The organism is Cryomorphaceae bacterium (genome assembly GCA_017798125.1).
Classification (GTDB): Bacteria; Bacteroidota; Bacteroidia; order Flavobacteriales; family ECT2AJA-044; genus ECT2AJA-044.
This window is the reverse complement of the sequence record CP059070.1, coordinates 2,383,521-2,395,971: the sequence shown is the minus strand read 5'-3', so window position 1 is coordinate 2,395,971 and position 12,451 is coordinate 2,383,521. Positions and strand designations below refer to the sequence as shown.

At 46.4% G+C, this 12,451-nt stretch carries 13 protein-coding genes; 8 read left to right on the top strand and 5 right to left on the bottom strand.

Annotated features, from left to right (window positions below):
* Positions 1 to 13: 13 nt before the first annotated feature.
* From HZ996_10580 to HZ996_10570, 3 genes are all read right to left on the bottom strand, one after another.
* The gene (locus HZ996_10580) at positions 14 to 181 is read right to left on the bottom strand and encodes a hypothetical protein (GenBank protein ID QTN39562.1); all 168 of its coding nucleotides are present in this window, start codon (positions 179 to 181) and stop codon (positions 14 to 16) included.
* A gap of 253 nt (positions 182 to 434) precedes the next feature.
* Positions 435 to 1,382, bottom strand: a complete 948-nt coding sequence (locus tag HZ996_10575) for a type IX secretion system membrane protein PorP/SprF (GenBank protein QTN39561.1) — start codon at positions 1,380 to 1,382, stop codon at positions 435 to 437.
* Positions 1,383 to 1,767: 385 nt separating this feature from the next.
* Positions 1,768 to 2,694 (bottom strand): sulfotransferase, encoded by a 927-nt coding sequence (locus HZ996_10570; GenBank protein QTN39560.1) that lies wholly within the window; start codon positions 2,692 to 2,694, stop codon positions 1,768 to 1,770.
* Between the two features lie 154 nt (positions 2,695 to 2,848).
* On the opposite strand from HZ996_10570, the gene HZ996_10565 reads away from it, so the two are divergent.
* From HZ996_10565 to HZ996_10530, 8 genes are read left to right on the top strand one after another with little or no spacing between them, the layout of a single operon-like run.
* Positions 2,849 to 4,201, top strand: a complete 1,353-nt coding sequence (locus tag HZ996_10565; protein QTN40042.1) for a sigma-54-dependent Fis family transcriptional regulator — start codon at positions 2,849 to 2,851, stop codon at positions 4,199 to 4,201.
* Between the two features lie 8 nt (positions 4,202 to 4,209).
* Positions 4,210 to 4,548, top strand: a complete 339-nt coding sequence (locus tag HZ996_10560; GenBank protein QTN39559.1) for an Hpt domain-containing protein — start codon at positions 4,210 to 4,212, stop codon at positions 4,546 to 4,548.
* Between the two features lie 24 nt (positions 4,549 to 4,572).
* Entirely contained in the window at positions 4,573 to 4,953 is a 381-nt protein-coding gene (locus tag HZ996_10555) for a response regulator (GenBank protein ID QTN39558.1), read from the top strand.
* Positions 4,954 to 4,960: 7 nt separating this feature from the next.
* Positions 4,961 to 6,001: a sugar transferase gene (locus HZ996_10550; GenBank protein ID QTN39557.1), complete on the top strand. Its 1,041-nt coding sequence runs from the start codon at positions 4,961 to 4,963 to the stop codon at positions 5,999 to 6,001.
* A gap of 30 nt (positions 6,002 to 6,031) precedes the next feature.
* On the top strand, positions 6,032 to 6,118 hold the full coding sequence (locus HZ996_10545) for a hypothetical protein (protein QTN40041.1): 87 nt from the start codon (positions 6,032 to 6,034) through the stop codon (positions 6,116 to 6,118).
* On the top strand, positions 6,118 to 6,846 hold the full coding sequence (locus HZ996_10540) for a TolC family protein (protein ID QTN39556.1): 729 nt from the start codon (positions 6,118 to 6,120) through the stop codon (positions 6,844 to 6,846). The genes HZ996_10545 and HZ996_10540 overlap by 1 nt, the downstream gene beginning before the upstream one ends.
* On the top strand, positions 6,846 to 9,023 hold the full coding sequence (locus HZ996_10535) for a hypothetical protein (protein ID QTN39555.1): 2,178 nt from the start codon (positions 6,846 to 6,848) through the stop codon (positions 9,021 to 9,023). Before HZ996_10540 ends, HZ996_10535 begins: the two co-directional genes overlap by 1 nt.
* Positions 9,020 to 10,210: a glycosyltransferase gene (locus HZ996_10530; protein ID QTN39554.1), complete on the top strand. Its 1,191-nt coding sequence runs from the start codon at positions 9,020 to 9,022 to the stop codon at positions 10,208 to 10,210. The genes HZ996_10535 and HZ996_10530 overlap by 4 nt, the downstream gene beginning before the upstream one ends.
* 2 nt (positions 10,211 to 10,212) lie before the next feature.
* Here HZ996_10530 and HZ996_10525 read toward each other — a convergent pair whose 3' ends face one another.
* Together HZ996_10525 and HZ996_10520 are read right to left on the bottom strand one after the other, a co-directional pair.
* Entirely contained in the window at positions 10,213 to 11,661 is a 1,449-nt protein-coding gene (locus HZ996_10525) for an O-antigen ligase domain-containing protein (protein ID QTN39553.1), read from the bottom strand.
* On the bottom strand, positions 11,658 to 12,449 hold the full coding sequence (locus HZ996_10520; GenBank protein QTN39552.1) for a hypothetical protein: 792 nt from the start codon (positions 12,447 to 12,449) through the stop codon (positions 11,658 to 11,660). Before HZ996_10520 ends, HZ996_10525 begins: the two co-directional genes overlap by 4 nt.
* Positions 12,450 to 12,451 lie beyond the last annotated feature (2 nt).

The following is a 12,451-nucleotide window of genomic DNA, read 5'->3' as shown; positions in this document are numbered from 1 at the left end:
GCGACAGTAGCACTTAATTCAGATCCGTAGCACTTGCGTTAATGAACAAAAACCCATCTCCATCAACAATGCAGTGCCCAAACGCAATGCCAGGGCGCTCTGAATCACTTGTAGATACTGGGTGGTTGGTCCTCTCGACTAAGATAGGAAGACCATTCTTAATGGTAATACTATAGCTCATAGTTCTAAGGCTTTGGTTTTCAAAATTTTACTAAACGTCATTCCATACATTCATTTAAGTTTTTGCTGCCTCACGGCAGGATAACTTGTTGATAACTCCATCAGACTACTCACATTGGGCGTTCATAATTTTTCCCAAAATGAGACAAGTCCTCTAATTCACCCGGAGCAGGAAGCGACCTTTGAGTTGAGTTACGGCTAGTAATTGAGTTAGAGATCGGCCGCTTCCCACCTGGGTAAATACTTTCACTATGTCAGAAATATCGTGGCGACTTGATCTTGTCTTTCTCGAAGACGAAATCAAACGTCACAGATATCTCGTGTGAACCGTCGTTCACATATTGCAAATCGCTCAAGGAGCGATCGTAGCTGTATCCAATTTTGAATTGCGGATTGATCTGGAAGGCCACCATAAGACCCCAGCTCGCTGGCAATTCTTGGTTAATCAAATCAGTGCGGTAGAACGCCCCAGTCCAGAGGCGATCGTAGAACAATAAGTTTGCGGTGAAGTCCCCGCTAAGTGGTGCTGCGTCTGCATAGCGCACCATCATGGTAGGCTTGAACTTCACGTAAGGGGAGAGGTCCACAACTCCTCCGGTGATGAAGTACATGTGGCGTGTATCGATTCCGTAAGTGTTGTCGGTACCGTCCAAATCGTCCTCAACGAATTTGGGGATACTGAACCCAGCGTAGAAGCGAGGGCGGTGATAGTAAACACCCATCCCAATGTTTGGAAGCCAGCTGTTCACGTTCTCCTGGAAGAGAGGATCGCTTTCTGCTACGGCCATACGAGTCAGGTCAACAACGTAGTGCTTGAAGCCCGCTTTCAATCCAAAGGCGAGATGTGATTTGCGATCGAGCTGAACGCGAGCGGTAAAGTCTCCGAAAATGCTCGTGGTTGTTGAAGGTCCAATCTTGTCGTGCATCAGTGAAGTACCGAATGCGAAGTTTTGATTGCGGAAAGGAGAGTGGAAGGTGAGGGTCTGAGTTTCAGGGGCTCCTTCGATTCCTACCCACTGGTCGCGGTGCAGCAATACCATCGTCATGGCGTCTCGTGAACCCGCGTAAGCCGGGTTGATGAGCAGCATGTTGTTGGTGTATTGAGTGAAGAGAGGATCTTGCTGAGCTACGGCTTGTTTCGGAGTAGCCACAAACACGAAAACGACCATGACCAGCAAGATGCTGTTCAGGGTCGTTCCCATGGTTTGGAACGCGCTTGTAAGGCGTGTGTTTATTTCTCCGTAAATACTCATAGCTGTAACTCGCACACGTATGCGCAAAGTCTAGGCCATGTGCCATATAATAGGGGGGTACAAGAAGGCAGGGTGTTCTCAAAAGGAGAAGCGGACTTTTGGTAAATCCAACAAAAAGCCTTTAAAACATTGAAAAACAAGCGAATAAGAGCTTCTAGTGGATAGAAGAATGTTTAGAAATGCGCTTGTTTTTCGTGGATATCTTTTTTTTGAGAGCGTGCCAAGAATTCAGAGAATCTTCCCAAAATGGGAAAGAAATCCAAGGAATGAAAAGTTTTTCAGAGTGTTTTTAGCCTACTGCAGGGGTGCTTAAAGACTAGGTTGGGCAGGAGATTCAGTATCCCCAATGACCCAAATCTCGGTTCAGTAAGCGGCTTAATTTTTCCATTTCGGAGGCGTAAACCTCTTCTTGAATTCTTCTCCGATCTTCAGGAGAAAGGGGAGCTTTTTCGAGATTTTTGGAACGGATGTTTTGAACCATTTTCTGTGCACCTTCGCTCGAACGTAGCTTTTCGACAAGCCCTGGAGCTAAAGAACGAATAGCTCGCTTTAGGATACTGCGCTGACCAAAGAGTGCATCGACAACGGGATTCTTGATTTTGCCGCTGACATTATGCTGACGTTCGGTATCGGGAATAAAATCTGCGTCTACGCCTATAAATGCATAAATTTCTTTGATGACGCGGAGCTCATCGGACCGTAGGTCCTCATACAGGAAAACCTTGATTTGTTCCGGGTTGAATTGATTGAAATATCGCTCGATATACGTTCCGTAGAACCCTTCTCGAACGAGATCATTTCGCTTCCACCAAATGCTATTGGAGTCTAGGCAGTTCATGAAGTCCTTTGATGGGGCTCGATGCTCTCGAACCAGATGCATATACCTTGAATAAAGCCGATCCACTGGCTCACGCAAGATCGCAATCAGCTTCATTTCCGGATTCCAGGCCTTGATGTTAACGGGTGCCTTTTCATTGTACAAATACATAGGTGATGTCTCGCCTTTTGCGGAGACCTTCCCGGCTTCCTCGAAGAGTTTCAAGTACTCACCCCGATCCGTTATAGCCCATGGGTAGTGTTCCATTTGATCTTCACTCTGATCTCCTTCTCGTTTGACATCTACCCCTTCAAGAGCAAAGAAATTGGTTTCCTTAACAGAGGACATATAGACGTCGGGGTGTTGATCCAGGTAGGCGTGCAGTGCAGTAGTACCGGACTTTCCAGCGCCTATGATCAAAAAGGTAGGGCCTTGGGTGTGCATAGTTCAGGATTGATGTCTTGAAAATAAGATTTTCTGCCTGAAGCCCTCGTTTCCGCCTTCATGTTCTGAACATTTTCTCGTTAATAAATCAGTGAGAATGCACTCTAGAAACGAGAAAATCACGCTATATTGCAGTGGAGACCAAAAGCAGCTTATGAAAGCACTGAAGATTTTCGTCGTTGAAGATGACTTGATGTACGGTAAAGTACTGGAGCATTTTCTGTCCCTTAACCCAGATAACGACGTACACTTATTCCCACCGGGCAAGCTTGGTATTGACAAGCTTCACGAACGCCCCGATGTAGTTAGTCTAGATTATTCTTTGCCCGATTTATCGGGAGCGGATGTCCTAAAAAAAATCAAGGCGTATAATAAGGACATTCCTGTGATCATTGTTTCTGGTCAGGAAGATGTGTCAACCGCAGTTGAGCTCTTAAAGAATGGAGCTTATGATTATGTTGTTAAAGATGAGGACACCAAGGACCGGCTTTGGAACCTGATCAAGAACCTGCGCGAAACCATCGATCTTCAATCGCAACTGGATGAGCTCAAGAAGGAGGTAACGACGAAATACGAATACTCCAACATTATCAAGGGTAATTCGGCAGCCATTAAGAGGGTCTTCAACCTGATTGAAAAGGCTATTAAAACCAACATCACCGTTTCCATTACCGGGGAAACGGGGACAGGTAAGGAGTTGGTTGCCAAGGCGATACACTACAATTCGCCCAGAAAGAAAAAGCCGTTTGTAACTGTCAATATTGCGGCTATTCCGTCAAACCTTATTGAAAGTGAACTTTTCGGCCACGAGAAAGGCGCCTTTACCGATGCTATTTCGAGAAGGATTGGAAAGTTCGAAGAAGCGCATACCGGGACCATATTTTTGGATGAGATTGGGGAAATGGACTTGCACCTCCAAGCCAAACTACTCCGCGTATTGCAGGAAAAGGAGATCACACGGATTGGTGGATCAGGTTCCAAGAAGATTGATTCCCGGGTAGTTGTTGCAACACACCGAGATTTAGCTGAAGAGGTGAGAAAAGGGAACTTCCGTGAAGACTTGTATTACCGCTTGCTTGGATTGCCCATTGAAATTGCACCGCTTAGAGAACGCAGCAATGATATTCTTCTTCTGGCCAAGTTCTTCTTGGATGAGTTTACACGGGACAATGGAATGGATAGTGTTGTCATCTCCAACGAGGCTCAAACCAAATTGATGAATTACCTCTATCCAGGTAATGTGCGTGAATTGAAGGCTACTATTGAGCTCTCAGCAGTAATGGCTTCAGAGGGTGTCATTCAACCCGAGGATATCTCCTTCAATTCTACCAATAAGATGAGTGACCTCTTTACGGAAGAAAAAACGTTGAGAGATTATCAATTGAGCATCATTCGCCACTTCATGGAGAAGTACGACAACAATATAGATACGGTAGCAAATAAGCTCAAAATTGGAAAGAGCACGATCTACCGTATGATTCAAACAAAAGAACTTGAAATCAACTAACCAGACTTATGGATAAGCTGTACAACTTAGATCAGCTCAAGGAACTCTCCGGTGGAATGGAGGATTTTGTCAAGAGTATGATTGACACCTTTCTAGAGCATACCCCAAATCACGTCTCGGAAATGAACGAGGCATTGAATCAGGAAGATCATGTTCAGGTTGGGCAAATAGCGCACAAAATTAAGCCTTCTATTGACCTCCTCGGAATTGAGAACATGAGAGACTTGGTTCGTCAAATAGAACGCAACGGCAAAGACAATGATCCTCAGGGAGATTTAAAAGAGCTCGTAAGCGAATTTAACACCAAGGCCGAGGCTGTCTTTGAACAGATTCGGGCAGATTTTTAACGACAAGCGCCTAAAACAGCAATCATGAGTAAAACCGTTTTGGTGATCGATGATGAACCAGTAATGCGCAAGCTTCTGGAGCAGTTCCTGAACAAGAAGTACGAAGTGACGGAAATGGACGACGGGAAGAGCGCCTTACAGTGGCTCTATAGCGGAAACATTCCTCACTTAATCGTAGCTGATTTGAACATGCCAGAAATCAATGGATTTGAATTTTTGGAGAAGGTTCGAGGAAGTGATTATTTCGAGTCTGTTCCCATCATTATTCTATCTGGAGAGGAGAGCAGTACAGAACGTATAAAGTGCTTGAAGTTAGGAGCTAATGACTATATCATTAAGCCCTTTAACCCGGAAGAGTTGATGTTGCGAATTGACAACCTTTTGACCCTTATTGAATCCAAATAACGAAGTCATGCCTACGATCACCTATGTGGGAGAAGACCAAGGGACAATTGACGCCTTTCAAGCAATTGATGGAGTTGAGGTTCAGGTCGTAAAAAATGCTCTGCTATTGGTCCACACCATTGAAAGTGGAGCCTTGACAACTGATCTCGTTATTGCCGAACGAGCGCTTACTGGAATGAACGGTGAAGAGGCCTTCGCAAAGGTCAAGAAGAACCTTAGATCCAAGGGGATTCCCTATGTGCTTCTGGATGAGCGATTTTCACAAGATGCAAGAGCCCGCCTAATTCGTGCGGGAATCGACGATGTCTACCGCAGGCCCATTGATCCGCAAAAAATTGTAGACCGAATCCCGTTTTGGACCCAAATGATGGAGTTCAAGAAAAGCGGAAAATCAAACTTCTCTGCGAAGTACGAATACCGTAAAATCTCGCCCTCCAAGCGTGTTTTTGATATCCTCGTAGCAGGAGGAGCGCTATTGGTCTTGTCCCCATTACTGATTGCGGTGGCCATTGCCATTCGTCTTGAAAGCAAAGGACCTATTTACTACATCTCCAAGAGGGTTGGAACAGGTTATAAAGTATTTGATTTCTACAAGCTACGTTCCATGTATATGGACGCCGATAAGCGCTTGAAGGATATGAAGCACTTGAACCAGTACAGCAATAAGTATACGGCTGAGAATAGAGAGCAACAGGCGGCCTTGAATCACGACACAGAAGAATCGACCACCTTGTTTCAAGATACGGGGTCAGTCAGTGAAGGTGAATACTTGAAGAAGAAGGCCGAAGAGGGCGGATCCGCTTTTGTTAAGATTGCCAATGATCCGCGGATCACCAAGGTCGGAGGATTTATCCGAAATACGAGTATCGACGAACTGCCCCAACTGATCAATGTGCTCAAAGGAGACATGTCAATAGTAGGTAATCGACCTCTTCCATTATACGAAGCTGAGCTATTAACAGATGACGACTGGTCTGAGCGATTTTTAGCTCCCGCTGGTATAACGGGTCTCTGGCAAGTAGAAAAGCGCGGAAAAGGCGGGAAATGAGCGAAGAAAGAAAGAAAGGGCTTAGACAATATTTATGCGAAGAAAGCCTCACTTTGGTTTGATATCAAGCTGATATTCAGAACGATACCAGCATTATTTCAGAAAGAAAACGTTTGATGAAGCGTTTGTTGGTCATCATATCGCTGTTTTTCTCTGTGTTCGCCCAGGCTCAATTCAACGAGCCCATCGATAGCGCGGCACTCGAGTTGCGTTGGATTGATACGGTTAAAGTAACCCTGAATAGTTATATCCCTCCGGTCGATATTCTTTTAGATACGGCTTTGAAGCACAGCCCAAAATTGGCGTTCTACAATGCTATTGTCAAGCAACGCGAATTTGAAGTCGGTGTGGCCAAAAAAGAATGGATGCACGGCATTCGTTTAGGGGGACAAGCACAAGCCGGTAATTTGGGGTCTGAAGCCTTGAATGACATTAACTTGGGTTACATTGGTGCCGTTTGGGTACAAATTCCACTTTCTTCTATAGTTGGTAGACCTGATGAGGTGGGAGCAGCAGAGTCTCTACTTGAAAGTGCGCGATACCGAGCCGATGATATTGAAAGGGAAATCATTGAAGACGTACTAGAGGAGTACAATCAGCTGCAGCTATCGCAACGGCTGCTGGTCATCAAGGCCGATGCCCGGGAAACGGCCATCCTTCTGATGGAGATGGCGGAAAAGGGATTTGAGGACGGCGATTTATCAGTGAGTGACCTAGCTCGAACCACAGATTTGAAGAGTAAAATACTTACTGAATACGAAGTTGTGCGCACTGATTACGAGAATTCGTATCACCGGCTAGAAAGACTCGTCGGACTTCCATTCAGTAGATTTGATAGGTACTAATGAATTTAATCCAACTCATTCGGATCCTTGCGCGTAAATGGAAGCTCATTCTGTTTACCGGTCTTTCCCTGGCTATCCTGGTTTTTTTCCTGACCCGAAACACCAAGCCGATCTACGTTTCTGAGACATCTATCTATACCGGAATTGCCTCAGGAATTAGCATTGAAAGTATTGACGGGGCAAAGATCGACTACAATGCTGTGAAAAACGCCTTTGATAATGTTCTTTTCACCATTGAGTCGAGAGAAACACTGGAAGAAACTGGGATGCGACTATTGGCGAGCCACCTGGTCTTGGAGGCGCCGAGGGATGAAGTTCTTTCGCAAGATTCTTGGGATTGGTTGAAAGAAAAGATACCTGCGGATGTTTGGGAACTGCTCAAAGATTCGACAGAAGAAGCAACTTATCAAAATATTCTGGTCAGCAGCCAAGAGTTTAGCCGTGGACAATTGGTTAAAGATTTATTTCATTCAGGGTCAAGTCCTTACAGTCATAATCAGATACGGTCAGTACGTGTCACTCGCGAAGGATTTTCGGATGTAATCAAGCTGCGCTATGAATACCACGATCCAGGAATTACGGCAAATACACTCCGAATTCTGACCGAGGTATTTATGAATAAGTACACCGACATGCTGCGCTCTCAGAGTTCAGATGTAGTTGCGTATTTCATGCGCCAGGTTGCACTTGCTGAAGAGCGACTCCTCATCGCCGAGAATGACCTAAAGACGTTTAGAACGGAAAAGAAGATTCTCAACTATCAAGAGCAAACAAAATTCATTGCCTCGCAGAAAGAGGACCTAGAAAAGGAATATCTAGAAGAACTGAGTCGATTGGCCAGTGCTCAAGCAGGGGTAGAGCGAATGGAGGAGCAGCTCTCCTTAAATCGCGCGTTGATTAAGTTCAGTTCTGAGGTACTGACCAAACGTCGTGAGCTTTCAGAGCTCAATGGTAAAATCGCGCAACTCGAGATCTACAGCAATGAGCCAGAAAAAGTGGCTCAATTAAAGAAGGAGGCTGATTTATTGAAGGCCGATTTGAGCAACACTTTGGAAACGCGCTATGCTTATAGCAAGACCACCGAAGGGATGAAAATCGAGGACTTACTGCGCGAGTGGTTGACGTTTACACTTGCCTATGACGAAGCAAAAGCACGCCTTGAAGTTCTAAAGCAGCGCAGAATATATTTCGATCGAACCTATGATGAATTCGCGCCGCTTGGAAGTCAACTCAAGCGATTGGAGCGAAAAATAGATCTGGAAGAAGACACCTTTTTGGAGCTGCTGCACGGGCTGAATTTGGCCAAGATTCGACAGAAGAATATAGAAATGTCGAATTCGCTCAAGGTTACTGATCAGCCTAGGTTCCCCATTGCTCCACTGCCGAGTAAGACCATGATTTTGGTGATCGTTGCCTTTATTATGGGCTTGATGTTGCCCATCGGTATTATCATCTTGCGCGAATTTTTAGATCAGACCATTAAATTCCCGGAGCGAGCGGAACGATTGTCCAGGCTCCGCGTTCTCGGTGCGTTCGCAGATCCAACCGTTAAGCTCTCAAATATTGATTACGATCAAGTGGATGATAAGTCCAGTAGGATCTTGCTGCAGAATATTCGATGGGAGTGGGAGAAGCATTACGGTGGTCTGATCGGACCTCGATTTATCGGATTTGCTTCTGCGCAATACGGAGAAGACAAAACCAAAGTGATGAAAGATTTGGCTTTGTCCATCCAGAAGAATGGACGTTCCGCCTTGCTCGTTACTCCAAATGATGTAGACGCACCATCGACCCTCAAATACAGAATTGATACTGACTTCACGCATCAGAAGAATATGCCGTCCTTCTTAATGGAATTGGGACGTGATGACTGGATGGAATTCGATTACATCTTGATGGAATTTCCTGCACTTCTAGAGCACAGTTATTCCATGCAGATCGTTCGTGAAATGCACTTTATTTTGTTCTGTATCAGAGCGCCTAGAATCTGGAAATCGGCAGATATGGCGGTGGTCGATTCCATGAAAGACACCAAGCGCAACCGAATTGCGGCCGTACTGACCAAGACCCACGTGGACTATCTGGACAGCGTACTGGGCACAGTTCCAAAGCGTCGAACACGAATCCGGCGACTCGTCAAGTCCATACTTACCTTCGAATTCTCGAACATCCGATGAGTAAGCCTGACCTCCTTTGCTTGGCCACACCGAATTGGGAGGGAGACTACGCCAAAACGATTGTTGAGATCATGACGGAGTTGTCCCAGGATTTTCGAATCCTATATGTGGACTATGCCTTTACATTTAAAGACGTGCTCAAGGGCCACCCGGATTTGCCTCTCGAACGAATTAAAAACAAGGCTCAATCGCTTCGTGCCCTCGAAACTAAGAGGGGTACGGAAATCCATGTTTTAACCCCTCCAGCCATCTGGCCGATAAACCCGCTCCCGGCAGGACCCTTGTATCGTTTCTTCCTGAAGCAGAACAATGCACGGATTCGCCGCCGCGTTCGCTGGGCTATGGCCGAACTCGGAATGAATGACCCCTTGGTCGTCGACGCCTTTAATCCGGCCGTAGGCCGATACAATACAACTTCTTTAGGCAAGGGGAGATGGATTTATTACTGTTATGACAACATTGCAGCGGCTCCATGGCTCAAGAAGCACGGGACTTATTTGGAGAAGGAGTTCATTCCGCTTACGGATGGCGTGATGACGACCTCGCCCGGAATTCAGCGCGAGAAAGAGCCACTCCACAATCGGGTAGGTCTTGTTCGGAATGGCGTAGATTTCGAGTTGTTTCACTCCGGTTTTAGAGATCAGGCCCTACGGGCCGATGAAAACGCTGCGCCAATCTTGGGCTACATCGGATCCATCGATGACCGCATTGACTATCAATTACTCGAAGCCCTATATCAAGCCATGCCTCAGGCCGAAATCCATTTTGTCGGTAGGGTGATGGACGAAGGGCTCGTAGCTTCTTGGCGAAACCGAGATCGGGTGGTCTTCCACGGAGCCCATCCACTGGAAAAGCTCCCAGAATTTTTGTCTACGTTTTCCGCTGCCCTCATTCCCTTTGTGAGCAACGAGTTTACGAAGGGTATATACCCTCTGAAAATTAATGAGTATTTGGCTGCTGGGGTACCCGTTATCAGTACTCGGTTTGCCGATTTGAGTGACTTTGAGACGTCCGTTGATCTATGCGAAGGTCACGAAACCTTTGTGCAAGCTGTCCAGAGCGCTGTGTTGGAGGATGACGCGGAGAAAAGAAGGAGAAGGGCCGAGGTAGCTCAGGGAAACTCTTGGAGCGCCCGTGCAGAAACGTTTAAGTCGTTGCTGAGGGAGTGGTTCCCTGGGGAATATTAGATTTAGTCTTCCGGGTCGTCGACGTCTACTGCGATTTTGCGCTGGGCAATTTCCTCTTCTCGATCATAGCGTTGAATGGAAGTGAAAATGGCGAGTAAGCTGAAATAGCATACAAAACTCGTAGGCATTTGGGTCAAGACGCTATTCCCGTAGCTCGCTCCAAGAATGCCGACGTATCCGGATAGAAGGGCTACTAAGACCGGCCTTCGAGGAGATTCCGGCATCCTGTATATCCTTACAAAAGCATAGATGGCCGGACCAAATATGAACAAGAAGAATAAGTTCAGACCAACGACTCCCGTTTCAGCTCTAATGGCGACATAAAGGCTGTCTGTAGGGAATTCGGCCAAAAAAGTCCCTGGAGCAAATCGCTCGCCCCAACTTCCTGCGCTTCCAACTCCGCCACCGAAGGGTTTGTCCCTCAGGTATACTTTAAGGCGAGCCTGGTTGTTGAGACGTACCAAAAGACTAGGATTGTTCGGGTCAAGAGCGGTTCGAAGACGATTGATTTCGTAGTTGCTATTGGCAATGGTGGTGTATTTCAAAAAGGCGAAGGCCGAAAAGCCAACTACGATACCCAATGCGAGAATGCGGAAGTTTTTGATCAAGATGAGGTACAGGATTCCTCCGAAAAAGGGCACCGCTAGCGCTCCTCGCGTACCTGATATGAGCATGCCGTAAAATGCGGCTAAGGCAACCACCAGCATGATCCAGCGAATTTTCCTTCTGTGGGAACTCAAAAAAAGCAATCCAGCAACCAGTGATGCTTGAGCCATGGCTGGTCCAAATTGCCCTGCATCGCTGTAGAACGAGAAGATCCGAAGCTTTCCAAAAAGCACGTGTTGAACGGCAGCACCAGCGTCCAACCAGCGTTGCTCAAAACCAAATACGCCGAAGAGTTGCTGCTTAACACCGTATAGAGCGCCCAGAAAGCTCAGCGTCATCCAAATAAAGAGAAAGCGGCTTATATCCTTAGGGCTTCTCAAGACCAGCATCCCTAAAAGTATGGTCAAAACAGGATAGAGAGCCATACCTCTCATGGCGTAAAACCAGGCTACGCGTGAACTTGCAATGGGGTTGGCAAGCTGTAAGATGATCATGGCCATCCATCCTACAAAACCCCATACCACAGGAGACTTCCAATACTTCGTGGGAGCTTTTTGCCAGAAAAAGAAAATAATGCCAATGCCGGTTAATACGAGTATAGCGTCAACCATTAAACCGAAGGGCACGCCGGGAATCAAGCGATTCAAGAACCCAACGAAAAAGCTGAAAATCAAAACCCCGTAGAGCCCAATCTTAGGATATCGGAAGAACCCTGCGACCGCCAGGATAATGAAAGGAAGCATTCCAATCATCAAGATTCCCATCATGCCATTTTTCATGATGAGTAATCCCCACACTACTAAACCAAAGAGAATCCCAACAGAGGTGGAGATCGTACGGCTCATAGTCGGTCTCTTGTGCGCAAATAAGTGAACATCAATTCAAAAGGGATCTCGTAGTAGAAATAGTCCATCAATTCGGGTTTGCCGTAAATGCGATTCCCTCGAATTTTTTGAACGTGCCGAACAGCATCAATATCCTTGAAAGCCCGATGCATGGCATAGAACTGAAAGCGGGCGACATTCTGTTCCCCAAATAGCGAGGCGTGAAAAACTAATTCCCAGGGATAGTCCTCTCGGGGAATCGCCTTTCGCATGATTTCCTCGACCCAGTCCTCTCTTTTCTTCAGTTTTATGTTTCGGACGATACCGTGATCCACCAATTTCAGCTGATACATAAAGGTGCCGATACTGTCTTTGGCGTGAATCTTCACGACTTCACTTTCCTCCAACATAAAGTAGTCAATGCGCGGAGCGGTTTCCCATCCGCGTTCGCGAGCCGGGTACTTGTAAGCACCTTCCTCAGAGGCCTTCACCATTACGTAATAGGCCTTTGTTCCGTAATACAGTCGAAAAGTCTCAATGAATCGAATATTGTCCTCGCCCAAGGCATAATTAGGGTCATCTTGGATGTTCTCCCAACGAAAACTAGTCGTTCGAACCGGAATAGCTCCGGGTAGGCTATACCAGCGCATATCTTCTCCAAAGGTCCATCCTGTGATGACTTCACCATCGAGCCGAGCTAAGGAGCTGTCCTCTGATACCGGTTGGGGTAGGTTTTCTCTTCCCTGTCCGAGCATGGTGCTGGAACAAAGAATCATCGCTAGATATAAGGTCAATTTCAACTTCCCCATGG